We start from the raw sequence: 23054 nt of genomic DNA, 5'->3' as shown, positions 1-23054 counted from the left end.
AGGATTATTGGTTTTTGCCGCGCTGTCCCAGCCAGAAGGCCAGCACCACCAGCACGATGGAAATCACCAGCATCAGGGTCGAGATCGCGTTGATCTCCGGCGTCACGCCGGCCTTGATCGCGGAGAAGATGTACACCGGCAACGTGGTCGAACCGGGACCGGCGACGAAGAAAGTCATGATGAAATCGTCGAGGCTGACCACGAACGCCAGCACCGACCCGGACAGCACCGCCGGCCACAACAGCGGCAGCGTCACCCGGCGAAACACCTGCCACGGATTGGCGTACAGGTCGTTCGCCGCTTCCAGCAGGCTCTTGTCCAGGTCATTGAGCCGCGCGCGGATCGGCAGGTAGGCGAAGGGAATGCAGAAGCCGACGTGCGCGACGATCACCGTCAGCAAACCGAGCTTGATTCCCAGCGCCATGAACAGCAGCAGGGTGGCGACGGCGGTGACGATCTCCGGCAGGATCAGCGGCAGGTTAATCCCGCCTTCGACCATTTTCTGCCCATAGAACGGCCGGTAGGTCGCCAGTGCCGCAAGCAGCGCAATTGCCGTGGCACATACCGTGGCGATGCTGGCGACGATGATCGAGTTCAGCGCCGCGGTCTGGATCGACGGATTGGCCAGGATCCGTCCGTACCAGGCGAACGAGAACTCGGTCCACACCGTCGCCGAGCGGTTGGCGTTGAAGCTGTAGGCGATCAGCACGAAGATCGGCAGGTACAGATAGGCCAGGATCAGCAGGCTGACTTCCCGGGTCATCGGCAGTTTTTTCAAGTGCAGGGCGATCATGCGGTGGCTCCTCGGCGAAGCGTTTTGGCGGCGCTGCGGCTATAGAGGGCGTACAGCACCAGAGACAGCAGCAGAATCCCCAGCAGCAGGAACGACAGCGAACTGCCCAGGGGCCAGTTACGCGCGGTGCCGAACTGTTGCTGGATCAGGTTGCCGATCATCAGCGTCTTGCCGCCGCCGAGAATCGCCGGGGTGATGAAGGCACCGAGGCTCGGTACGAACACCAGCAATGAGCCGGCAATCACCCCCGGCATCGACAGCGGCAAAATGATCCGCCGCAGCGCATTCCAGCGATTGGCACCCAGGTCATAGGCAGCTTCCACCAGGCGCCAGTCGAGTTTTTCCAGGGTCGAGTAGATCGGCAAAATCATGAACGGCAGGAAGCTGTAGACCAGCCCGACGCTGACCGCGAAGTCGTTGTAGAGCAGGGTGATGCCACCGGCCTGGGGCAACAGCGCGTTGAGGCTCTGGGCGACCCAGCCCTGTTCACGCAGGATGATCAGCCAGGCGTAGTTGCGGATCAGCAGGTTGGTCCAGAACGGGATGGTGATCAGCAACACCATCAGGTTGCGCCGCCGCGGAGTCAGGCTCGACATCCACAGCGCCACCGGAAAGCCGAACAGGAAACACAGCACCGTGGTGCCGCCGGCTTGGAACACCGAGCGGATCAGCGCCTGGGCGTAGACCCAGTTCAGCTCCAGTTCGCCGTCGAAACCTTCCTGGAAAAACAGCTGCACGTAGCTTTGCAATTGCCAATCGGCCTGCCAGTCGACGCCGCCATAGACGTTGCGCGGCAACAGGCTGATGTAGCCCATGATGCCCAGCGGAATGGCGATCAGAGACAGCAGGGTCAGGACCACCGGGCTGAGCAACAGCGCGCGGTTGAGGGCTGGGGAAGTGCTGCTGACGCTCATCTCAGGCCTCCATCAACAGGCAGGCGTGGGGCGGCAGGTTGACCGCGACACGGTCGCCGACCCCGCGATTGCGGTTCAGGCCTTCGTTGTTCTCGCGCAGCATGACCTTGATGTCGTTGTTCAGGCGGCACTGGTAGAGGGTCGCGGTGCCGACATACAACACCGCCTCGATCACCCCGCGCAGGTGGTGCGGTTGCGTCGGGTCGACCAGTTGCGAACGCTCCGGGCGGAACGCCAGTTGTACGCTGGAGCCGTCGAAGCCCTGGGCCGGGCAGGGGATTTCCACCGGCATGCCGTTGGGCACGAAGAGCTTTTCGTTCTGCTGGCCACGTTTGATATGGCCGGGAAGGAAGTTGATGTCGCCGATGAACTGGGCGACGAACCGATGCTGGGGGTTTTCGTAGATGTCGTTGGGTGTGCCGATCTGCAGGATCTTGCCGGCGGACATCACGGCGATGCGATCGGACAGGGTCAGGGCTTCTTCCTGGTCGTGGGTGACGAAGATGAAGGTAATCCCGGCTTCCTTCTGCACGCGCTTGAGTTCGACCTGCATTTCCTTGCGCAGCTTGAGGTCCAGAGCCGACAACGGCTCGTCGAGCAACAGCACCTTGGGCTTCGGCGCCAGGGCCCGGGCCAGCGCCACGCGCTGCTGCTGGCCACCGGATAATTCCGCCGGTTTGCGCTGGGCCAGGTGTTGCATTTGCACCAGCGCCAGCATCTCATCGACCCGTTGCGGGATCAGCTTGCGATCAAGACCCTGCATCTCGAGGCCGAAGGCGATATTCTGCGCGACACTCATGTGCGGAAACAGCGCGTAGCTCTGGAACACCGTGTTGACCCGACGCTTGAACGGCGGCAGATCGTTGACCGGTTCGCCCGCCAGGCGAATCTCGCCTTCGCTGACGTGCTCGAAACCGGCGATGGTGCGCAGCAGGGTGGTCTTGCCGCAGCCGGAGGGGCCGAGCAGGGTGAAGAATTCGTTGTCGGCGATGTCGACCGAGACATTGTCCAAGGCTGGCGCCAGTCCGGGATCGTCGGAATAACGTTTTGAGACGTTTCGCACTTCAATTGCAACTGGATGACCCATAATGGTGCATTCCTCTAATTATTGTATGCAAAATCTGGATGCAATTTAGAAATACCCGGATTAACCTGCTTGTGCAACCCCCTTTTGCAAGGCTGTGGATTCGCCTGGAGTGGGTTGCGTAGCGATCAAGGAGTCATCGAATGGCGGAAAAGAAACTGGAAACCACGGTCGACCGCGTCTACCAAGGGGTTTACGAGGCGATCAGCAAACGCTCACTGCGTCCCGGCATGAAGCTGGGCGAGGCTTCGTTGGCCGAACTTTTCAATGTCAGCCGCACGTCGGTGCGTGCCGCGCTCAAGCAATTGGAAGCCGATGGACTGGTCACCACCGAGCCCAATAAAGGTGCGTCGGTGTCGCTGCCGAGCGACGAAGAGATCCGTTCGTTGTTCGAAACCCGGCGCCTGGTCGAGATCGGCATCGTCAGCGAACTGTGTCGCCGACGCGATACGGCGGTGACCCGGGATCTGCGCGATCACCTGCTGCTGGAGGACGAGGCGCATCGCAACGGTGACCACGAACGCTTGATCCACCTGCTTGGCGAGTTCCACATCAAGCTGGCCCGCAGCCTGAACAACCCGGTGCTGCTCGACTGGTTCCAGAAGCTGATCTCCCGAGCCTCGCTGTACGCCGCCGCGCTGGACGACGACAGCCACGAAGCCTGCCGCGACGACGAACACCTGCGGTTGATCGAGTACATCGAGGCGGGCAACCAGAGCGCGGCGATCGAGCTGACCTGCATCCATTTGAACGGGATCGAGAAGGCGATTCTGGATGTGGCGGCCACGTTGAAAACGGGGTATCACCCGCTAAAGCATCTGATTGAGGTGTAATGCTCCCCGCACGCCTTAGGAGCTGCCGAGAAGCTGCGATCTTTTTGATCTTGCTTTGAGAAAATCAAGTCAAAGATCGCAGCCTTCGGCGCTCCCAAGCTTGTCGGCAGCTCCTACAGGGGGCTGCGTCAATTTATCGGGCTCAACTATACCTCTATGAAACCATTGCCATCCGCGATGCTCGAATCAAAGCGGTGCAATAACCGGGACGCAGAGCCAGTCGATGCAGTTTCTAGAAGATAGCCACGGGTGTGCCGGCTGGGACGGCGAAATGGCCGAGCGTATTCGTGCGTTCGACTGGAGCCGAACCGAGCTGGGCAGCCTCGATGCCTGGCCGAGAAGCCTGGGCAGTTCGGTGCAGTTGATGCTCGCCTCGCCGTTGCCGATGGTGATGTTGTGGGGGCGGCCCGGCTACATGATCTACAACGACGCCTATTCGAAATTTGCCGGCGGGCGCCATCCCTATCTGTTGGGGGCGCCGGTGGAACTGGGCTGGCCGGAAGTGGCCGAATTCAATCGGCATGTGGTCGATACCTGCCTGGCCGGCGGCACCTTGTCCTACCGTGGCAAAGAGCTGGTGCTGCTGCGCGACGGCGTGCCCGAAGACGTCTGGATGGACCTCTATTACAGCCCGGTGGCGGACGATGACGGCAAGCCGGCCGGGGTCATGGCGATGGTCGTCGAGACCACGGAGCATGTGATTTCCGAACGCCTTCGGCAGGTGGCCGAAGATGCTTATCGCGCCGATAACGAGCGGGTACGCCTGGCATTGAATGCGGGCGCCTTGCTCGGTTCGTTCGTCTGGGACGTCAAGGCCAATGTGCTGAGCGGTGACGAGCGTTTCGCCCGGACTTTTTCCTACCCGGCCGAGCAAGACCTGGCCGACTTGCCATCGGACATTGCCGAAGCACGGATTCATCCCGACGACCTGAGCTGGATGCAGGAACAGGTCCAGCAATCAGTGGAAACCGGCGAGCCCTTTAATGCCGAATACCGGGTGCTGCGCACCGATGGCAGCTACTGTTGGGTACTCGCCAGTGGCTGCTGCGAGTTCAATGCAGAGGGCGAACCGTTTCGTTTCCCCGGGGTGCTGATCGACATCCATGAACGCAAGAGCGCCGAAGAATCCTTGCTCAGGTTCACCCGCAATCTGGAGCAGCGGGTCGCCGACGAAGTCGAGGCACGTCTCGCGGCGGAAGAGCAATTGCGCCAGTCACAGAAACTCGAGGCCATTGGCGGCCTGACGGGGGGCGTGGCCCATGACTTCAATAATCTGCTGCAAGTGATCGCCGGCAACCTGCACCTGCTGGCCCGGCATGAGCCGCAGAACGCCAATGTCCAGCGTCGGGTGGCGGCGTCGATTGCCGCCGTCGAGCGTGGGGCAAAATTGTCTGCGCAATTGCTCGCGTTTGCCCGTCGCCAGCCGCTGTCCCCGGCCATTTGTACGCCGCAGCAGATCTTCGACGAACTGGGCGAACTGTTGCAGCGTGCGCTGGGGGAAACCATCCACGTCCATATGAGCGCGCCACCGGATTCCTGGCAGGTCTTCGTCGATCGCAATCAACTGGAAAACGCCATCCTCAACCTGGCGATCAATGCCCGTGACGCCATGAAGGGTGAGGGGACCATCGACCTCAGCGCCGACAACATCGGCCTTGACCAGGGATTTTGCGCCGGCAAGGGCATTGCCGCCGGCGACTATGTGCGGGTGTCCGTGGCTGACAGTGGTGCGGGTATGCCGCCGCAGGTGCTGGCCCAGGCGTTCGAACCGTTTTTTACCACCAAGCCCGACGGCCAGGGCACGGGGCTTGGGTTGAGCATGGTGTTCGGTTTCGTCAAGCAGAGTGGCGGGCACATCGAGATGTCCAGCGTTGAGGGGCAGGGCACCCGGGTGCAGATGTATTTCCCGCGCAGCCTGCGTTCGATGGACAGTGAAACGCCCCGTGCCGAAGTGCCGCAACAGGGCGCCAACGAGCGGATCCTGGTGGTCGAGGACAATGAGGCGGTGCGCGTTTCCACCGTGGAGTTGTTGCGCGAAGAAGGCTATCAGGTGCTCACCGCCGCCAATGCCGACGTTGCCATGCAGATGTTGCTGGAGGGCGCGGCGGTGGACCTGATCTTCACCGACGTGGTCATGCCCGGCCTGATAAAAAGCTCGGACCTGGCGGCATGGGCCAAGGTACAGGAACCCCCGGTGGCGGTGTTGTTCACCTCCGGCCACACCCGTGACATCATCTCGCGCAACCACCAGCTCAGCCCGGATACCCATTTACTGAGCAAGCCCTATGGGCCGCAAGCGTTGACGCAGATGATTCGTACTGTTCTCAACGGCTGAGCACAGTACACATGTGGGAGCAGGCTTGCTCGCGAATGCGATATGTCAGGCACATCAATGTTGAATGACACACCGCATTCGCGAGCAAGCCCGCTCCCACAGTCATCATATTTTTCAAATCCTTGATCGAGGCTGGCCCCATGACCTCCACTCGCACCTCCAACCCTCCCTCCGGCATGGTCAGGGTGCGTGGCGCCCGGGAGCACAACCTCAAGAACGTCGATGTCGACATTCCCCGCGATGCCCTGGTGGTGTTCACCGGGGTGTCCGGCTCGGGCAAGTCGTCCCTGGCGTTTTCGACCCTGTACGCCGAAGCCCAGCGCCGCTATTTCGAATCCGTGGCGCCTTATGCGCGTCGCCTGATCGATCAGGTGGGCGTACCGGATGTCGATTCCATCGAGGGCTTGCCGCCCGCGGTGGCCTTGCAGCAGCAACGGGGCACGCCGAGCACGCGGTCTTCGGTGGGCAGCGTCACGACCCTGTCGAGCCTGATCCGCATGCTGTATTCCCGTGCCGGCAGTTACCCGCCGGGGCAGCCGATGCTCTACGCCGAAGACTTTTCTCCGAACACGCCCCAGGGCGCGTGCCCGCAATGCCACGGCCTGGGCAGGGTGTATGAGGTCACCGAAGCACTGATGGTGCCGGACCCGAGCCTGACCATCCGCCAGCGGGCCGTGGCCTCCTGGCCCATGGCCTGGCAGGGCCAGAACCTGCGGGACATCCTGGTGACCCTGGGCTATGACGTCGATGTGCCCTGGCGCGACCTGCCGAAGAAGCAGCGTGACTGGATTCTCTTCACCGAAGAAACCCCGACGGTGCCGGTGTACGCCGGGCTCACCCCGAAGGAAACCCGGGTCGCCCTCAAGCGCAAGATGGAACCGAGTTACCAGGGCACCTTCACCGGCGCCAGGCGCTACATCCTGCACACCTTCACCCATTCGCAAAGTGCGTTGATGAAGAAGCGCGTCTCGCGCTTCATGCTCGGCAGCCCTTGCCCATTGTGCGACGGCAAGCGCCTCAAGCACGAAGCCCTGTCGGTGACTTTCGCCGGCTACGACATCGGCGAACTGTCCCAAATGCCCTTGCTGCAAGTGGCAGAAGTACTCAAACCAGTGGCGGCCCGGCATTACCTCGAAGAGGGCGACGAGGCGGGTGAGGTATTAACTCACCAGCAAACCCGCGAGGCCCGTGAACAGCGCGTGACCCACGGTGCCAGTGGCCATGCCAACGCCCCGGATGTACGCCACACGCCGAATCTCTCGGTGGAAAAACGCCTCGCCGCGCAACGCATTGCCCAGGATTTGCTGGAGCGGGTCAGCACCCTGACCGACCTGGGCCTGGGTTACCTGGCCCTGGACCGCAGCACACCGACGCTGTCGTCCGGCGAGTTGCAACGCCTGCGCCTGGCGACCCAGCTGGGCTCGCAGTTGTTCGGCGTGATCTACGTGCTGGACGAACCCTCGGCCGGTTTGCACCCGGCCGACGGTGAAGCGCTGTTCGAAGCCCTGCAACGCTTGAAAGCGGCGGGCAATACCCTGTTCGTGGTCGAGCACGACCTGGAAACCATGCGTCGCGCCGACTGGTTGATCGATGTCGGCCCGGCGGCGGGCGAGCATGGCGGCCGGGTGCTGTACAGCGGTGCGCCGGCGGGGCTGGCAGCAGTGAAGGATTCGCAGACCCGCGCCTACCTGTTCGCCGAACACGCCAACCAATCCCGTCGTCCGCGTAAGGCCAGCGACTGGCTGCGTCTTGAAGGCGTCACGCGCAACAATCTGGACAACCTCAGCGTCGAGTTTCCGTTGGGCTGTTTCACGGCGGTGACCGGGGTGTCGGGCTCGGGGAAATCCAGCCTGGTCAGCCAGGCGTTGCTGGAGCTGGTCGGTGCGCATCTGGGGCGTCCGGGCACTGAGAGCGAGCCGCAGGAACTGAGCCTTGAAGATGAAGCGCCGACCGTCAGTGGCGGGCAGGTCGCGGCGGGGCTGGCGTCGATCAAGCGTTTGGTGCAGGTCGATCAGAAGCCCATTGGTCGTACGCCGCGCTCCAACCTCGCGACCTACACCGGGCTGTTCGACAATGTGCGCAAGCTCTACGCCGCCACGCCCGAGGCGCAGGCGGCGGGTTACGACGCCGGGCAGTTTTCCTTCAATGTCGCCAAGGGCCGCTGCCCGACCTGTGAAGGCGAAGGTTTTGTCAGCGTCGAATTGCTGTTCATGCCCAGCGTCTACGCGCCATGCCCGACCTGCCACGGCGCGCGCTACAACCCCGAGACGCTGGCGATCACCTGGCAGGACCTGACCATTGCCCAGGTGCTGCAACTGACCGTGGACCAGGCCGTGGACGTGTTCGCCGAACAAGCGGCGGTGCGCCGGTCCCTGGAGGTGCTGCGCGATATCGGCCTGGGCTACCTGCGCCTCGGCCAACCGGCGACCGAGCTGTCCGGCGGCGAAGCCCAGCGCATCAAGCTGGCCACCGAGCTGCAACGCAACCAGCGCGGGGCGACGCTCTACGTGCTCGATGAACCGACAACGGGCCTGCACCCGCGCGACGTCGATCGTCTGCTCGAGCAGTTGAACAACCTGGTGACGGCTGGGCACACGGTGATCGTCGTCGAACATGAAATGCGCGTGGTGGCGCAGAGTGACTGGGTGATCGATATCGGCCCGGGGGCGGGGGATCAGGGGGCAAGGTTGTGGTGGCGGGGGAGCCGCGGAAAGTCGCGAGCAGCAAAAAGAGCCGAACAGCGCCATTTCTCGCCAGGGTTCTTGGGCATTGAAGATCAAAGATCGCAACCTGCGGCAGCTCCTACAGGGAAACGCGTACCCTGTAGGAGCTGCCGCAGGCTGCGATCTTTTAATCAGGCACCGTTGATCGTGCGCCGTACCTTGTCCAACAGCTCATTGATCTGGAACGGCTTGATCAGTATCTCCATGCCGTCGCCGAGAAACACCTGGCGGTTGATCGCGGTTTCGGCATAGCCGGTCATGAACAGGATCGGCAGGTGCTCGCGCCAGCCCCGAGCGATGTCGGCCAATTCCCGGCCGCTCATGCGCGGCAGGCCGACATCGGTCAGCAACAGGTCGATGGATTCGTCGTTCTGCAGGCGTTCGAGGGCGCCCTCGATGTCGGCCGCCTGGGTGCAACGATAGCCGGCATCCACCAGCACTTCGGCGACGAACATGCGCACCGACGGCGTGTCCTCGACGATCAGCACATGTTCACCGCCGCCCTCGGCGGGCATCGTCGTCGATTCGACGGCGGCGGCGGTAGGGTCGGCGCTCGCCGGCAACATGATGGTGACTTCGGTGCCGCGTCGCGCCACGCTGCGGATGTGCGCATCGCCACCTGACTGGCGAGCGAAACCGTAGATCGTCGACAAGCCGAGCCCGGTGCCCTGGCCCAGGGGCTTGGTGGTGAAAAACGGGTCGAACACCTTGTCGATCACATGGTGTTCGATACCGGTGCCATCGTCGCGCACCGACAGGGCGACATAGGCACCATCGGCCAGGTTGGGGTCGCCGTGGGAATAGGCGGCATAGGTGTTGACCCAGATATTGCCGCCCTGGGGCAGGGCATCCCGGGCGTTGATCACCAGGTTGAGCACAGCGCTTTCCAGTTGAATCGGATCGACCAGGGCGATGGCGGGTTTGCTGGTCAGTTCAAGCTTGAGGGCAATGCGTTCGCCGATGGTGCGCACCAGCAGTTCCTCGAGGGAGCGGATGTGCTCGTTGATGTCCACGGGCCGGGTATCGAGGGGTTGCTGACGGGCGAACGCGAGCAGGCGATGGGTCAGGGAGGCTGCACTCATGGCCGAGTTCAGCGCCGCTTCGGCATAGAACGCGACCTTGTCGGTGCGTGACTCGGCAACGCGCTTCTGGATCAGTTCCAGGCTGGTGATGATGCCGGTGAGCAGGTTGTTGAAGTCGTGGGCAATGCCGCCGGTCAGCTTGCCCAGGGCGTCCATTTTCTGCACTTGCAACAGCTGGGCTTCGGTGCGCGCGCGTTCGGCGACTTCGTTGGCCAGTTGGGTCGTGGCGTCGTCCAGTCGCGCCAGGTGCGAGCGTTCGCGGTGCCGGTGTTCGGTGACATCTTCGACGAACACCAGGCTCAATTCTGGCGTGCGGTAGGGTGAAATCTGCCACTCGGTTTCGCGAATCTCCCCCTGCACGCTCATGCTCAAGGTGCCTTTCCAGCGTTCGCCATAGGCCAGGCGCAGGCGCAGTTCCTCGATGACCGCGCACTGGTCGTCGGCGAAACACTGGCGCAGGGTTTCGGGGTCGAGGTTGTCCTGGATCAGTTGGGCGAACGCATGGTTGCACTCGTGGACCTTGAGTTGGGCATCCAGCACGGCGATGGGGGCCGAAACATTGACGAAAATCTCGCGAAAGCGCGCCTCGCTTTCCCGCAGGGCATTCTCGGTTTCGCGCACCCGCAGCAAGGTGCGCAGGGTCGCCAGCAGCACATCCGGGTCCACCGGGTGGATCAGGTAGGCGTCGGCGCCGGCGTCGAGGCCAGTGATGATGTCGCCGGTCTGGATCGACGCTGCGGACACATGAATCACCGGGAGCAGGGCGGTAACAGGCTCCGAGCGCAGTTTACGAACGATGTCGAAGCCACTCATGTCCGGCAGGTTGACGTCGAGGATCAAGGCGTCGATCGCCACGCTGGCGATCAACTCCAGGCCTTCGCTGCCCGTGCCGGACTCCAGCACCTCATAGCCGTGGCGTTCCAGGCGCCGGCGCAAGGCGTAGCGCGTGGCGACGTTGTCGTCGACGATCAGCAAGCGCAGGTCACGTTTCATCGGCAGGCTCCATGGCGATGGCCAGCGGGATGATCACGAAAAAGGTCGAGCCCACGCCCGGTGTGCTCTGGACCCCGACTTCGCCCCCCAGCAGCAGCGCGAAGCGTTTGCACAGCGACAGCCCGAGCCCGGTTCCACGCAGGCGTTTTTGCAGCGGAGAGTCGACCTGGGAGAAGTCTTCAAACAATGCGCCATGTAGCTCTGGAGCGATACCAATTCCGCTGTCGCTGACGGCGAAACGTACGTAGTCATCGTTTTCCAGGCGCGCCGAGACCCGCACTTCGCCGCGGGTGGTGAACTTCAACGAGTTGGCAATGAAGTTGCGCAGGATCTGCGCGAGCTTCTTGTCGTCGGTGTACAGCCGGGGCAGGCCCACCGGTTCCTCGAAGATCAGGTCCACGGCGCTGGTATCGACAATTGGCCTGAACATGCCGCGCAGGGCGGCGAACAGGTCGAACATGTCGAACCAGGCCGGGGAAATGGTGATGCGCCCGGCTTCGATCTTCGCCAGGTCCAGCAGGTCGTCGACCATGTCGCTCAGCTCCCGCGCGGCATTGCTGACGAAGGCCACCTGCTTGTGCTGCTCGTCACTGAGGGGGCCGTCGAGTTCATCGCTCAGCAGGCTGGCGATGCTCAGGATCGAACCCAGGGGCGTGCGAAACTCATGGCTCATGTAGGACAGGAAGCGGCTTTTCAGGTCCGAAGCCTGGCGCAGCTGTTCGGCCTGGTTGTCGAGTTCGGCATACAGCGCCAGTACGCCCTGGTTGGTTTCATCCAGCTCGGCGCGCAGGGCGTTGGCTTCACCCTGCAAGCGCGCGATCATGGCGGCTTGTTCGTCGATTTGACTCATGGGCATTTCAGCCATGGGCTGCCTCCAGGGCAATGACCAGTACAGTGACATCGTCTCGTCCACGGCAGAAATCGCGGTGAAGGATGGCGGCAATCACGGCCGGATGGCGGTGCACCAGGCCAGGGTAGTCCGCCAGGTTCCAGCGCGACTGCAGGCCGTCGCTGTACATGATCAGCAATTGTCCGCTCACTTGAGCATAGTCAAAGGGTTGCGCCTTTCGATATTGCCCGCCGACGATGCCGGGGTGAGAGGCCAGGCCGCGGGACTTGTCCGGTGCGACCAGGCAGGCGCCGATGTTGCCGATGCCGACGAACTGCAACGCATCGCGGCCAGCGTCGAACTGGGCAATCGCCAGCGCACCGCCACGGGTGCCAATCATGGCCTGATGAATGTCTTCCAGCGCCAGCAACGGTGAGGCGAAGGGCTGCAGCGCGTAGGCTTTTTCGCCAGCGCGAGCGGCGAGTTCGGCTTCTTCGCCATGGCCCAGGCCATCGATCACCAGGGCGCTGATGCGTGGTCCGTCGAACGCCAGGTGCCAGGTATCGCCGCAGGCGGGATCGTCGCGCAACGAATGCTGGCTGACACCGATGCGCAGGTCCCGGGCCTTGTCCGTGCGTGGGTACAAGCGCGTGAGCAGCACGGCACCCCGTGAATCGGCATACACATCGAACACCTCGGTCTGGCGCGACACGGCGCCCAGGCCGATGCCCTGGGTGCCGCCGGTGGAAAATCCGTCGGCCAGGCAGGCCTGCAGGTCAAAGCCCTGGGCGCGGTCGATGGCGAGCATCTCGATGCCGGTACCGCTAACCCGGGGCAAGACCCTCAGGTGCAATTCGCCCCGGGTGGCGTGCTTGAGAATATTGCTGGCAAGTTCGGTGGCGACCAGCGCTACCCGTCCCGCGTCCGTGGTGTCGAAGCCATGAAGCTCTGCGAGTTTTTGCACGGTGCGCCGTGCATGTCCGACCTGGCTGTTGTCCTCGATGACCAGCACTTGGGTCATCGTTCCACCGAAGTTCATGTCCATCGGGTAATCGTCACGCGAGTACCCTTTCCTGGCGCAGTGTCGAGTTCGAATTCATTGACCAGGCGCTTGGCGCCGGTCAGGCCCAGGCCCAGCCCGGAACCGGAGGTCCAGCCATCGGTCATGGCCAGCTTGATGTCGGGGATGCCCGGGCCTTCGTCACGGAAGACCAGGCGCAGGCCAATGCGCGGGTCTTCATCGAGAATTTGCCAGTCCATGTCGCCGCCACCGCCGTACACCATGGTATTGCGCGCCAACTCGCTGACCGCGGTGACCATTTTGGTCAGGTCGATCAGGCGCATGCCGCATTCCTGGGCGAGTTTGCGCGCCAGTTGTCGGGCCAGGACCACGTCCTGCTCGATGTGAATCGGATGAGTGCCGCTGCTGCGCACAGTCATTGTTCGCGTACTCGTGCCTGAAGCAGTTTCATCCCGCGCTCGACGTTCAGCGCGGTACTCACGCCGGGCAGGGTCAGGCCCAGCTCCACCAGGGTGATGGCCACCGCGGGCTGCATGCCGACCAGCACGGTCTGGGCGTCCATGATGCTCGACAGCCCGGAAATGGTCCCGATCATCCGGCCGATGAACGAATCCACCATGTCCAGGGCGGAGATATCGATCAGCACGCCGCGGGCGGAGGTCCGGCTGATGCGCTCGGACAGGTCGTCTTGCAGGGTCAGGGCCAACTGGTCATGCATGTCCACCTGGATGGTCACCAGCAGGAAGTCGCCCATTTGCAGAATCGGAATGCGCTCCATCTCAATGCGCCTTGCTGACGGTCAGTCCCAGCCGGGTCAGGGCCAGTTTCAGGGCATCGGCCAGGTTGGCCTTGGTCACCACGCCTTGCAGGTCCAGGCCCAGGTGCACGATGGTCTGGGCGATCTGCGGGCGAACGCCGCTGATGATGCAGTCGGCCCCCATCAGGCGGATGGCGGTGACGGTCTTGAGCAGGTGCTGGGCCACCAGGGTATCGACGGTCGGTACACCGGTGATGTCGATGATGGCGATCTCCGAGCCGGTGTCGACGATCCGCTGCAGCAGCGATTCCATCACCACCTGGGTGCGTTGCGAGTCCAGCGTGCCGATCATCGGCAGGGCGAGGACGCCGTCCCACAGCTTGACCACCGGGGTCGACAGCTCCAGCAGTTCTTCCTGCTGGCGCTTGATCACCGCCTCGCGGGATTTCTGAAAGGTGCGGATGGTGTGCATGCCCAGGGCGTCGAGCAATTCGGAGATTTCCCAGAGTTGCTCGGCCAACAGCGCCGGGCTGTCCTGGTAATGGTTCTGCAACAGGGCAAACAGTGGACCCTTGAGTGAGAAGATGAAGCTGGCGGTCTGGTGAGAATCCTGGCCGAGTTGGGCACGGCTCTGGGAGAGCTTGTCGAGGAACTGGCGAATCTCATCCCAGCCGGACGTGGCAATGTTCTGGCCGTTGCCATTTTGCAGGCCCGAGATGACCAACTGCAGGAATTCCGAGGCCTGCTGTTGCAGGTCCTGCTCTTTGAGATTGCGCGTGGCGCCGCTGGACTCCAGGCCGTTTTTCCATTCGGTCAGCAGTTGTGCCTGGTTGTTCTTCATCGCATCGAGCGTGCTGGTTTGCAGTGCCGCCATGGGACTTGTCTCCTTGAATGTGTGCGGCCGATTCCCCAAAAAATGACCGGCGCAATGCAATGACATTTGGCGGATGAAATAGTTGTTGCGTTCGACAGGTATTTTCATCCGATACACAAGGACTGTAGGACAAAGACGAAGGGAACGTTGGTCGCGTGGTGGAGTTCGAACGGTTATGACCCGACGGTTTCGAACGCGACGCACGAGGTACTTATGAAAGATGAAAATGAACCAGGCGAAAACGCCAAGACCCCCGAGCCGGAAAGTGCCGACAAAGCGGTCGATCAGAAAAATGTGCACAGCGATAACGACAACGAGTTCAGCCCGGGCTTCAAACCTGATCCTGATCGCCCCAAGCCTGGCGATGACACGGATGCCGATATCGATACCGACGGCGGTTAGGCTCGGCCCCAAACAAAAAGACCGCATGGATTCATGCGGTCTTTTTGTTTGATGAGCGGATTACTTGTCCGGATGCGCGGCTTGAAGCTTCTTCGCCATTTCCAGATGTTTTTCCAGCCCCGGCAACATTTTTTGCGCAAAGCCCTTGAGCTCCGTGGCGCCTTTGGTCTTGTCGTCGGTCACGGTATTGGCTTGTTTCTTGAACAGTTCGATGGTGTTTTCGTGTGCCTTGACCTGGTTGTTGGCGTAGGCCGAATCGAAGGATTCGTCACGCATGTCGAGGAGCTTTTCCTTGGCCTGTTTCACCAGTGTCGTGGTGTCCGGCACTTCAATGTCATTCTTTTTCGCGATGGTCGCCAGTTCATCGTTGGCCTTGGAATGATCGGTGATCATCATGTTGGCGAACGCCTTGATATCGGCTGACTGGCTTTTTTCCAGGGCCAGGCGGCTGGTCTCGATCTCGGCGATGCCGCCTTCGGCTGCCTTGTCGACAAAATCGTTATCGGTTGCCGCGAATGCCGCGCCCATGGTGGTGCTCAGGGCGATGGCCAGAGTGAGGTGGCGCAGGTTAAATCCGTCCATTGGTTCTTCTCCACACGGTAGTTCATGGGCGATCGAGTTGATCGTTATGCTGTGGAGGTCGCGGGTGGGGCAAAGGTTTTATCGCATTTGCGACAGGACGACGAACGGACACCGCTGGTCTGACAGGTGGTCGACAGAACGGGCCAACCAAGGCCATTCTGATAGTTGGCGAACGCAATCAATCGCGTTTGCTACCGATTAACAAACGGAGGTGTTCCATGCCGGTGCCCCATGACCTTTATCAGGATTTGAGTTGCACAAAGGAAGATATCCAGCAGAAACGCACCAAGGATCCGTTACTGGATTCACTGATCAACAAATACTCCCAGGCGGACGCCGAAGTGGTGAAGGCAGAGCAAGCCAAATCCAGTGATGACACGGTGACAAAGCTCAAGGCGAAGCGCCTGGAGGTCAAGGACAAGATCGTCAAGCAACTCCAGTTGCGGTGAGCCACCGACAATCGGTGGCTGAATAATTGGAACGGCGATATTGACCGGCACCTCGAATGTCTAGAGCCCGATGACGCGGCTTCATGCGAGGTGCCTCATGTCCGACCCAAAATTTCCCAGCGAAGAACAAGGGGGCTACGACCCCATTCCGACCCATCCCGAACCCTTGAGTCCCGGCCGTACTGCGGTCAATCCGGAGGACGAGCCGGGCATTGATGAACTGCCGAACAATGAAGGTGCCATTCCCATGGATCAGGACGACGGCACTGACATCGATCGGGAGCGGGTGCGGGAAGAAACCGATAATGCGGTGCGCGATGACGAGGCCGATCCGCGATAACCCAGAAACCACAGATCCCCTTGTGGGAGCGGGCTTGCTCGCGAAAGCGGTGTCCCATTCAGCATAGAAGTTGAATGTAATGGCCTCTTCGCGAGCAAGCCCGCTCCCACATTTGGATCTGCGTTAATTCTGCAACGCCGTGCTCAGTGGCAATCGCGCCATGTTTTTCGCTTTCAACGAGCCCAGATACAACCACTCCCCATATTCGCGCACGGTGGTGATCGGCGAGTAGCTGTCGCTGCTGCCGTCCTGCAGGTTGGCGATCACCTTGCCCTCAAGGTCCAGCCCCAGCACAAAGGCGCGTTTTTCCACCGGCCTGGGAAGGACTGTCATCGCTCGGGCGATCATCTTGCGCACGAAAGGGTGCGCCGCCGTTTTGTCGAGCAGGGCATTGCGCGGCGCATACAGCGCCACCCAGAAGCGATCGCGACCATTGAAGGCCAGGTTGTCGGGAAACCCCGGCAGGTTGTCGATGAACAGGTCATGATTGCCGGCGTTCGGCCCGCTCAGCCAGTAGCGAGTGATGCGATAGGCACCAGTTTCGTTGACCAGCACATAGGCATCGTCCGGCCCCAGGGTGACGCCATTGGCAAACTCCAGCTTGTCCAGCAGCACCGAGGTCTTGCCGGTCTGGAAGTCATAGCGCAGCAAGCGCCCGTCGCCGCCATGTTCGATGATGGCCTGGCCGTCCTTGCCGTAGCCGAACCGGCTGGAGGCGTCGCTGAAGTAGGCGTAGTGCCCGGGCTTGTCGATGGCCACATCGTCGGTGAAACCAAAAGGCACACCGTTGGCACTGGTGGTCAGTGCCACCAGGCGCCCCTGGGCGTCCAGCGACAACAAGCCCTTGACCGCATCGGCGATCACCAGCAAGCCATTGGGGTGGCGGGCCAAACCCAGGGGGCGGCCGCCGGTATCGGCCAGCACCTTGGTGTCCTGGCCGTCCAGGCTGGTGCGAATGACCCTGCCATCATGCAAGCCGGTGATCAGCGCGTTGTTTTCCATGAGCAGCGCTTCGGGGCCGTCGATGTCTGCGGCGCCGACGCGCTCCACGCCCTTGAGGCGCTGGTTGTCCGCGTACGGGCCGCTGCTGAGGGACGGCGCCGGTTGCGGGGTCCAGGCGACGGGCTTGACCTTGGTCGGCATCAACAGCAGGAAGGCGACGAGGACAACGATCAGCAGCAACAGCCAATGATGAAACCTGATCGTTCGGCTCACGCACGCACTCCTGTCGACGCCAGGTATCTTTCTGCGGTTTCGCGAAGTGCCAGCATCGACGCCGCCGATTCCCGTTCGATCCGTCGCTTGAGCAGCAACTGGTTGGCCATGCGCATCGCCAATCCACTGAACCGGTATTCCAGCGTGCGAACAAAGCGCGTGCCATCGCCCTCGGCCGCGCATTCGTAGGTCAGCAACAATGACAGACCATTATCGCCATGGGCCCGGGCAATCCAGCGGCGTCCAGGCAGATACTCATCGACCACCCAGCTCAAGTGTCCGTCACGCCCACCGGCGCGGATGTCCTCCTCGAACCGCGCGCCGGCATGCAAGGGCCCGTTCTGGCCATCGATCCTGAGGGAAGAGGGATGCCACTCCGGCCATCGGGTCACGGTGCTGGCATAGGCCAGCACGGTAATGGGATCACCGGCGATATCGACTTTATGTTGCATGCGGGTCATGGGCGTTCTCTTCAGGTGCTGGAAGTCCGGTTCCGGTTCCGGCTCCCAATAGAGGGTGCCGAACAGGTAATCCATCAACGGAAAAACGATGTTGAAATTGCGCTGCTGCATCATTTCGCGGCGGTGATGCAGTTCATGCAGGCGCCGCATCTGGCGGATCCAGGGCAGGCGCGTGATCCGGTTGTGCGGCGGCAAATGCTCACAGGCATGGAACACTTCATAGGTCAGGTACCCCAGGACCAGGCAGCCGCCAACCAGTCCGGCAACGTTCGCATCCAGGGGCTTGAGCAGCCACCACAGGGGCAGGGTGACCAGCAGCGTGTGCAGCACGATCAGCCAGGCCGGGAACAGGATCACCCGCCAGTCGCGAGCACTCTCGTAGGTCATGTGGCCGGGGGCGAAAAAGCTGTGGTGGTCGCCGGCGTGGCGGGCATAGAACATCCGCGCGAAGCTTTTTTTGTGATGACCCAGGTGCCGATGCACCAGGTACACGACGAGATTGAAGAACAGCAAGGCCACCGGTACCGACAGCCATTCGAGGAGCGTTACCTGGTGCACGGTGCTCCAGAAAACGCCGATCGCCACCAGGCCGAACACCAGTACGAAGGTGCCATGCAGCCAGGGGTTATAACGGGGATGAATGTCGCAACGGTAACGAGCGCGGAATGCTTCGGTGGTCTGCCTCACTGCAATCACCTGTCTTTTTTGTTATCTCCAGCAGATTAGCCGATCCCGCGGTTTTGGCTGGCAGCTGCTGGATTTTATTGCCGCCCCATCTCTAGGGGCTGTACCCGATCCACATACTGTAGGAGCTGGCTTGCCAGCGATGACGGCCTCACAACCACCCCATCCCTCGCGCCCGTACTCACGTCAGCGGATTCCACCGCTGCGACCAATCATCATCGCTCCTGATCACCTCGCGCAGCAGGTCGAAGGCCCGTTGCAGCGCCGGCGAGTCGCGGTCGCGGGAGTAGACCAGGTAGGTCGGGTAACTGAATTCCGGGGCCTTGGGCACGAGCTCAAGCATGCCGCTTTCCAGGTAGCTCTGGACCACCCGGGTGCGGAAGTAGCCGCTGCCACCGTGTTCGAGGATGTACTGCAACCCCAGGGGGCCAAGGTTGAAACTGAGCGCCGCCTTGGCTTTTTCCGGCAGGGCGGCGTCGTGCTGGCGGCGAAAGTGCTGGCCCCAGTCGATGTACACATAGGGTTCGGGGCGCTCGGGGTGACGTACGAGGATGAGTTTTTCCTCGAGGATCTGCTCGACCTGCAGGCGCGGCCAGTATTCGGGTTGATAGACCAGCGCCGCATCGAGCACGCCCAGCTCCAGTTGGCGCAGCAGGTTTTCGCCGTCGCGGATTTCCATGCGCAGCGCATGGCCGGGAATCCTGTCGCGCAGCACGCCGGCCCAACGGAGCATCAACGGATTGCACAGGCTGACCTCGCCACCGATGTGCAGGACGTCGTGGAACCCCTCGGGCAAGGGCAAGTCCCGGCGCGCGGCCTCCCAGGTTTCCACCAGTTGATTGGCATAGATCACGAAGGCCTCGCCATTGGCCGTCAGGCGGGCCCCGGCGCGGTTGCGCACGAACAGCGTGCTGCCCAGGTGGCTTTCGAGCTTCTGTACCCGCGCGGTGATCGCGGTCTGGGTGACGTGGAGTTTCTCGGCGGCCGCGGCAAGGCTGCCGTGGCGGACGATTTCCAGGAAGGTGCGGGCGAGGTCGATGTCCATGGGGTGGCCGGTGCAGGAAATGCTCGCATTGTAAGAGCAGGCTTCGCCAGCTGTCACAGGTGGTGTTCAGCGATGAAGAATGCACCTTCCCCGCAGATTCAATGTGGACGGGCTTGCTCGCGAAGGGCCGCGTCAATCAACGGAAATGTTGACTGAACTACCGCCTTCGCGAGCAAGCCCGCTCCCACATTGGGTTGCGATGCTAGCGAGATTGTCGTCTAGAACGCGAAACACGAACAGCCAAACGCCCCCCAGAACCCACGGAAGTCACTGACCGGCGCATTCGACAAGCGCGCCCGCTCATGACTGTGCGCATGCACCGCACACGCCCCGACGCATTGATGAACCTGGGCCGTCAGCGGCACCGATGCTTTCCAGTGCCCAGGCACCTTGGTCACTGGCGACCACTCCGGTACCACGGGGATGGGCGGCGGCCCGAGTTTTTCGAACTCGACGCTGGCGTAGACAATCTTTCCATCGACCAGGGTCAGCACCGATTCGATCCCCTTGATGCCTTCGGCCTCCATATGGAAATAGTCCCCTGACAGGGCAATCAGGTCCGCCAGTTGCCCGACCTTGATCTGACCCTTCTTGCCTTGCTCGGACGAGAACCAGGCGCTGCCATGGGTGAACAGCTCCAGCGCGGTGTCACGGCTCAAGCCCTGCGGGTACAACGCCAGGCCGCCGACCGTGCGGCCGCTGACCAGCCAGTACAAAGACGTCCAGGGGTTGTAGCTCGAGACCCGCGTCGCATCGGTGCCGGCACCCACCGGTACGCCTTCGGCCAGCATGCGGGCAATCGGCGGCGTGTGTTCGGCCGCCTTGGCGCCATAGCGGTCGACGAAGTACTCGCCCTGGAACGCCATGCGATCCTGGATGGCGATGCCGCCGCCCAGCGCCTTGACCCGCTCGATGTTCTGCGCGGTGATGGTTTCGGCGTGGTCGAAAAACCACGGCAAGCCGTCGAACGGAATGTCGCGGTTGACCTTTTCGAACACGTCGAGCATGCGGCTGATGGATTCGTTGTAGGTGGCATGCAGGCGAAACGGCCAGCGTTGCTCCACCAGGTGCCGTACCACCGGTTCCAGGTCCTGTTCCATGGAAGCCGGCAGGTCCGGGCGCGGTTCAAGGAAGTCTTCGAAATCCGCCGCCGAGAACACCAGCATTTCCCCGGCACCGTTGTGCCGCAGGAAATCGTCGCCCTGGCCGTAGCGCGAGGTACTGGTCCAGTTCTTGAAGTCGGTCAGTTCTTCCTTGGGCTTCTGGGTAAACAGGTTGTAGGCGATGCGCACGGTCAGTTGCTGGTCCTTGGCCAACTGCTGGATGACCTGGTAGTCGTCCGGGTAATTCTGATAACCACCGCCGGCGTCGATCGCGCTGGTGACCCCCAGGCGATTGAGTTCGCGCATGAATTGCCGGGTCGAGTTGACCTGGTACTCCAGCGGCAGTTTCGGTCCTTTGGCCAGCGTCGAATAGAGAATCATTGCATTGGGCCGGGCGATCAACATGCCAGTGGGATCGCCATTGCCATCGCGCTGGATTTCGCCGCCTGGCGGGTTCGGCGTATCGCGGGTATATCCCACCACTTTCAGCGCGGCGCGATTGAGTAAAGCACGATCGTACAGGTGCAGGACGAACACCGGCGTGTCGGGGGCGGCCTTGTTGAGTTCGTCGAGGGTGGGCAGGCGTTTTTCGGCGAACTGGAACTCGTTCCAGCCACCGACCACCCGTACCCACTGCGGCGTTGGCGTGCGGTCGGCCTGGTCCTTGAGCAGGCGCAAGGCATCGACCAGCGAGGGTACGCCTTCCCAGCGCAGTTCGAGGTTGTAGTTGAGGCCGCCACGGATCAGGTGCAAGTGTGAGTCATTGAGGCCGGGGATCACCGTGCGCCCGTGCAGGTCGATGACTTGCGTGCCGGGGCCTTGCAACGCCATGGCCTGGGCGTCGCTGCCGACCACCACGAAGCGCCCGTCCTTGATGGCGACGGCACTGGCCTGGGGTTTCTTGCGATCTACGGTGTGCAGGCGTCCGTTGTAGAGAATGAGGTCGGCGGGGGTGTCTGGCATGGTTTTACTCCCTGCGAACAGCGGGCTGATCCAGGCACCGACGGCGCCTGCGCCAAGACCTTGCAGTACGTGACGGCGGTTGACGCCGTTGTGTTCCTCGGGTGGGCTCATATCAGTGCTCTGCGCAACGTGAGTTGAGGGCAAACAGCTGAAGCCAGCCGCATGCGGCCAGAAGGAATATAGTCGGCAAATTCGCAGTGAGTGGTTTTCAAACGCCGAAAACGACGAATCCCGCCACAAGGGGCGGGATTCGTTTGCAGCCAGGCGCGCTTGCGAAAGCCGCAAGCGGTGCGTTTAGGCCGGGAACAGCTCGGACAGTTTCATCGCCAGCATCATGTCGCCTTCAGCGCGCAGTTTGCCGCCCATGAACGCTTGCATGCCGTCGGTTTCGCCGCTGACGATGCCTTGCAGGGTTTCGCCGTCCATCACCAGGGTCACCTGGGCGTCCGGGTTTTCGCCTTCCAGCAGCTCGCAGGTGCTGTCCTTGACGACCAGCGAGAAGTTCTTGGTGTCGTCGATGCGGAAACCGAAGACCAGGTCCAGACCGGCAGCAGCGGCTGGGTTGAACTTGGCTTTCATTGCTTGTACGGCATCTGCTACGGAGGTCATGGTTTGATCCTTTTTGTGGTAATTAGAGCAGGGTAATTAGAGCTGGGTGATTACAGCCAGGGTCACAATAGTCCGGACTCAGCGAAACGTGATGAGTTCGGGGGTCTTCAACAGTTGCAGGTGCGCATGACTGTTGAAGGAAGCCAGGGCCACCTCGCGACCACGAAACTTCAGGTGGTTGAGCGAGGTATTGACGATTTGCCAGTTCAGTTCAAACGCCTGTTTGGCAGGCATTTGGGTAATGAGGTGGAGCAGGGCGGTAATGGTGCCGCCGGAGGTGAACACGGCGATTTTCTGGGTGTTGTCGGCTTGTTCGAGGATGCGCTGCAAGCCGGCTTGTACCCGCTCGACAAAACCCAGCCAGCTTTCCAGGCCCGGCGTGTCATAGGTGCCGGCGAGCCAGCGTTCGATGATCAGGGCGAAGATGCGTTGGAACTCGCCTCGGTTCTGTGCGGCGTTGCGCAGGATGTTCAGCGCGTCGGGCTCGTCCGGCAGCATGGCCGGCAACAGCGCGCGGATCACCGCGTCAGCATCGAATTCATTGAACGCCGAATCGGTCTCCAGGATCGGCACCGGCAGGCCCACGGCGGCGTATTGTTCCAGTGCGCTGTTGGCCGTATGTTGCTGGCGACGCAAGTCGCCCGACAGGCACCGATCGAAGCTGATACCGAGTTCGGCGAGGTGCTGGCCGAGAATTTCCGCCTGGCGAATACCGGTGGGCGACAGGACGTCATAATCGTCTGCACCAAAGGAGGCCTGGCCATGTCGAATCAAATAGATGCTGCCCACGTCCGCGTCGTCCCGGTACGTTGAAGGTTTGGCGAGGTTATGAGGATGGCGCTGAGCTGTCAATGAAAAAACATACGCTTGTTTGAAATGCCCGTTACAGCCCTGTTGCCAGAGGTTTCACGACTGGTCGCAGGGGCGGCGCATGGGTATGCTGGTGGTATCCCGCGCACTTGC

21 protein-coding genes and 1 pseudogene are annotated in these 23054 nt (G+C 61.8%); 6 read left to right on the top strand and 16 right to left on the bottom strand.

Features of this window, described 5'->3' with window-relative positions; all coding sequences use genetic code 11:
- Positions 1-4 precede the first annotated feature (4 nt).
- Genes DKB71_RS19450 through DKB71_RS19440 form a run of 3 tightly spaced genes read right to left on the bottom strand, consistent with a single transcriptional unit; the run spans position 5 to position 2794 of the window.
- Positions 5-793 (bottom strand): ABC transporter permease, encoded by a 789-nt coding sequence (locus DKB71_RS19450; RefSeq protein WP_274075911.1) that lies wholly within the window; start codon positions 791-793, stop codon positions 5-7.
- Positions 790-1707: an ABC transporter permease gene (locus DKB71_RS19445; RefSeq protein WP_408596725.1), complete on the bottom strand. Its 918-nt coding sequence runs from the start codon at positions 1705-1707 to the stop codon at positions 790-792. Before DKB71_RS19445 ends, DKB71_RS19450 begins: the two co-directional genes overlap by 4 nt.
- A 1-nt stretch (position 1708) precedes the next feature.
- Positions 1709-2794 (bottom strand): ABC transporter ATP-binding protein, encoded by a 1086-nt coding sequence (locus DKB71_RS19440; protein ID WP_274075913.1) that lies wholly within the window; start codon positions 2792-2794, stop codon positions 1709-1711.
- A 140-nt stretch (positions 2795-2934) separates the two neighbouring features.
- Here DKB71_RS19440 and DKB71_RS19435 point away from each other — a divergent pair, with 140 nt between their 5' ends.
- The 3 genes and pseudogenes from DKB71_RS19435 to DKB71_RS19425 all read left to right on the top strand — a co-directional run bounded on the left by DKB71_RS19435 (position 2935) and on the right by DKB71_RS19425 (position 8732).
- Complete coding sequence (locus DKB71_RS19435; RefSeq protein ID WP_046820177.1) at positions 2935-3624, top strand: GntR family transcriptional regulator; 690 nt, start codon at positions 2935-2937, stop codon at positions 3622-3624.
- Positions 3625-3847: 223 nt separating this feature from the next.
- Complete coding sequence (locus DKB71_RS19430) at positions 3848-5959, top strand: ATP-binding protein (RefSeq protein ID WP_408596722.1); 2112 nt, start codon at positions 3848-3850, stop codon at positions 5957-5959.
- 140 nt (positions 5960-6099) lie between these two features.
- Positions 6100-8732: pseudogene (locus tag DKB71_RS19425) on the top strand (excinuclease ABC subunit A).
- Between the two features lie 81 nt (positions 8733-8813).
- On the opposite strand, the gene DKB71_RS19420 reads toward DKB71_RS19425, so the two are convergent.
- From DKB71_RS19420 to DKB71_RS19395, 6 genes are read right to left on the bottom strand one after another with little or no spacing between them, the layout of a single operon-like run.
- Entirely contained in the window at positions 8814-10757 is a 1944-nt protein-coding gene (locus DKB71_RS19420) for a response regulator (RefSeq protein ID WP_408596720.1), read from the bottom strand.
- On the bottom strand, positions 10747-11622 hold the full coding sequence (locus DKB71_RS19415) for a sensor histidine kinase KdpD (protein ID WP_274075917.1): 876 nt from the start codon (positions 11620-11622) through the stop codon (positions 10747-10749). Before DKB71_RS19415 ends, DKB71_RS19420 begins: the two co-directional genes overlap by 11 nt.
- Positions 11615-12625 carry an ATP-binding protein gene (locus tag DKB71_RS19410; RefSeq protein WP_408601134.1) on the bottom strand — a complete coding sequence of 337 codons (1011 nt, stop codon included), beginning with the start codon at positions 12623-12625 and terminating at the stop codon, positions 11615-11617. Before DKB71_RS19410 ends, DKB71_RS19415 begins: the two co-directional genes overlap by 8 nt.
- Positions 12622-13026, bottom strand: coding sequence for an anti-sigma regulatory factor (locus tag DKB71_RS19405; RefSeq protein WP_274075918.1), 405 nt, complete (start codon positions 13024-13026; stop codon positions 12622-12624). The genes DKB71_RS19410 and DKB71_RS19405 overlap by 4 nt, the downstream gene beginning before the upstream one ends.
- Positions 13023-13385: an STAS domain-containing protein gene (locus tag DKB71_RS19400; protein ID WP_274075919.1), complete on the bottom strand. Its 363-nt coding sequence runs from the start codon at positions 13383-13385 to the stop codon at positions 13023-13025. Before DKB71_RS19400 ends, DKB71_RS19405 begins: the two co-directional genes overlap by 4 nt.
- Position 13386: 1 nt before the next feature.
- The gene (locus DKB71_RS19395; RefSeq protein ID WP_323606388.1) at positions 13387-14238 is read right to left on the bottom strand and encodes an STAS domain-containing protein; all 852 of its coding nucleotides are present in this window, start codon (positions 14236-14238) and stop codon (positions 13387-13389) included.
- A gap of 147 nt (positions 14239-14385) precedes the next feature.
- Here DKB71_RS19395 and DKB71_RS19390 point away from each other — a divergent pair, with 147 nt between their 5' ends.
- Positions 14386-14640, top strand: a complete 255-nt coding sequence (locus DKB71_RS19390; RefSeq protein WP_408596717.1) for a hypothetical protein — start codon at positions 14386-14388, stop codon at positions 14638-14640.
- Positions 14641-14700: 60 nt separating this feature from the next.
- Here DKB71_RS19390 and DKB71_RS19385 read toward each other — a convergent pair whose 3' ends face one another.
- Positions 14701-15222, bottom strand: coding sequence for a DUF4142 domain-containing protein (locus DKB71_RS19385; RefSeq protein ID WP_274075922.1), 522 nt, complete (start codon positions 15220-15222; stop codon positions 14701-14703).
- A 218-nt stretch (positions 15223-15440) separates the two neighbouring features.
- Between DKB71_RS19385 and DKB71_RS19380 the strand changes: the two genes are divergently transcribed.
- Together DKB71_RS19380 and DKB71_RS19375 are read left to right on the top strand one after the other, a co-directional pair.
- On the top strand, positions 15441-15671 hold the full coding sequence (locus DKB71_RS19380) for a DUF465 domain-containing protein (RefSeq protein WP_408596714.1): 231 nt from the start codon (positions 15441-15443) through the stop codon (positions 15669-15671).
- 97 nt (positions 15672-15768) lie between these two features.
- Positions 15769-16011 (top strand): hypothetical protein, encoded by a 243-nt coding sequence (locus tag DKB71_RS19375; RefSeq protein ID WP_323606387.1) that lies wholly within the window; start codon positions 15769-15771, stop codon positions 16009-16011.
- Between the two features lie 123 nt (positions 16012-16134).
- Here DKB71_RS19375 and DKB71_RS19370 read toward each other — a convergent pair whose 3' ends face one another.
- From DKB71_RS19370 to DKB71_RS19345, 6 genes are all read right to left on the bottom strand, one after another.
- Entirely contained in the window at positions 16135-17226 is a 1092-nt protein-coding gene (locus DKB71_RS19370) for an SMP-30/gluconolactonase/LRE family protein (protein ID WP_408596712.1), read from the bottom strand.
- Complete coding sequence (locus tag DKB71_RS19365) at positions 17223-18374, bottom strand: sterol desaturase/SRPBCC family protein (RefSeq protein ID WP_408596710.1); 1152 nt, start codon at positions 18372-18374, stop codon at positions 17223-17225. The genes DKB71_RS19370 and DKB71_RS19365 overlap by 4 nt, the downstream gene beginning before the upstream one ends.
- A 178-nt stretch (positions 18375-18552) precedes the next feature.
- Positions 18553-19416, bottom strand: a complete 864-nt coding sequence (locus DKB71_RS19360) for a LysR family transcriptional regulator (protein ID WP_408596708.1) — start codon at positions 19414-19416, stop codon at positions 18553-18555.
- Positions 19417-19634: 218 nt separating this feature from the next.
- A complete protein-coding gene (locus DKB71_RS19355) occupies positions 19635-21482 on the bottom strand; it encodes an amidohydrolase (RefSeq protein ID WP_408601133.1) in 1848 nt (615 codons plus the stop codon).
- Positions 21483-21776: 294 nt separating this feature from the next.
- On the bottom strand, positions 21777-22091 hold the full coding sequence (locus DKB71_RS19350) for an SCP2 sterol-binding domain-containing protein (protein WP_008059234.1): 315 nt from the start codon (positions 22089-22091) through the stop codon (positions 21777-21779).
- A 78-nt stretch (positions 22092-22169) separates the two neighbouring features.
- On the bottom strand, positions 22170-22880 hold the full coding sequence (locus DKB71_RS19345; protein WP_323606382.1) for a histidine phosphatase family protein: 711 nt from the start codon (positions 22878-22880) through the stop codon (positions 22170-22172).
- Positions 22881-23054 lie beyond the last annotated feature (174 nt).

The sequence above is a fragment of the Pseudomonas sp. PLMAX genome, assembly GCF_046042685.1.
In the GTDB taxonomy this organism is placed as follows: Bacteria; Pseudomonadota; Gammaproteobacteria; order Pseudomonadales; family Pseudomonadaceae; genus Aquipseudomonas; species Aquipseudomonas putida_AE.
Note: the sequence above shows the minus strand (reverse complement) of the source record. Positions and strands in the feature narration are given on the sequence as shown.

What these genes read in the sequence shown, in the direction of transcription:
- DKB71_RS19450 (WP_274075911.1), bottom strand. Translation starts at nt 793, where the DNA reads ATGATCGCCCTGCACTTGAAAAAACTGCCGATGACCCGGGAAGTCAGC.
- DKB71_RS19445 (WP_408596725.1), bottom strand. Translation starts at nt 1,707, where the DNA reads ATGAGCGTCAGCAGCACTTCCCCAGCCCTCAACCGCGCGCTGTTGCTC.
- DKB71_RS19440 (WP_274075913.1), bottom strand. Translation starts at nt 2,794, where the DNA reads ATGGGTCATCCAGTTGCAATTGAAGTGCGAAACGTCTCAAAACGTTAT.
- DKB71_RS19435 (WP_046820177.1), top strand. Translation starts at nt 2,935, where the DNA reads ATGGCGGAAAAGAAACTGGAAACCACGGTCGACCGCGTCTACCAAGGG.
- DKB71_RS19430 (WP_408596722.1), top strand. Translation starts at nt 3,848, where the DNA reads ATGCAGTTTCTAGAAGATAGCCACGGGTGTGCCGGCTGGGACGGCGAA.
- DKB71_RS19420 (WP_408596720.1), bottom strand. Translation starts at nt 10,757, where the DNA reads ATGAAACGTGACCTGCGCTTGCTGATCGTCGACGACAACGTCGCCACG.
- DKB71_RS19415 (WP_274075917.1), bottom strand. Translation starts at nt 11,622, where the DNA reads ATGGCTGAAATGCCCATGAGTCAAATCGACGAACAAGCCGCCATGATC.
- DKB71_RS19410 (WP_408601134.1), bottom strand. Translation starts at nt 12,625, where the DNA reads ATGAACTTCGGTGGAACGATGACCCAAGTGCTGGTCATCGAGGACAAC.
- DKB71_RS19405 (WP_274075918.1), bottom strand. Translation starts at nt 13,026, where the DNA reads ATGACTGTGCGCAGCAGCGGCACTCATCCGATTCACATCGAGCAGGAC.
- DKB71_RS19400 (WP_274075919.1), bottom strand. Translation starts at nt 13,385, where the DNA reads ATGGAGCGCATTCCGATTCTGCAAATGGGCGACTTCCTGCTGGTGACC.
- DKB71_RS19395 (WP_323606388.1), bottom strand. Translation starts at nt 14,238, where the DNA reads ATGGCGGCACTGCAAACCAGCACGCTCGATGCGATGAAGAACAACCAG.
- DKB71_RS19385 (WP_274075922.1), bottom strand. Translation starts at nt 15,222, where the DNA reads ATGGACGGATTTAACCTGCGCCACCTCACTCTGGCCATCGCCCTGAGC.
- DKB71_RS19380 (WP_408596714.1), top strand. Translation starts at nt 15,441, where the DNA reads ATGCCGGTGCCCCATGACCTTTATCAGGATTTGAGTTGCACAAAGGAA.
- DKB71_RS19375 (WP_323606387.1), top strand. Translation starts at nt 15,769, where the DNA reads ATGTCCGACCCAAAATTTCCCAGCGAAGAACAAGGGGGCTACGACCCC.
- DKB71_RS19360 (WP_408596708.1), bottom strand. Translation starts at nt 19,416, where the DNA reads ATGGACATCGACCTCGCCCGCACCTTCCTGGAAATCGTCCGCCACGGC.
- DKB71_RS19355 (WP_408601133.1), bottom strand. Translation starts at nt 21,482, where the DNA reads ATGCCAGACACCCCCGCCGACCTCATTCTCTACAACGGACGCCTGCAC.
- DKB71_RS19350 (WP_008059234.1), bottom strand. Translation starts at nt 22,091, where the DNA reads ATGACCTCCGTAGCAGATGCCGTACAAGCAATGAAAGCCAAGTTCAAC.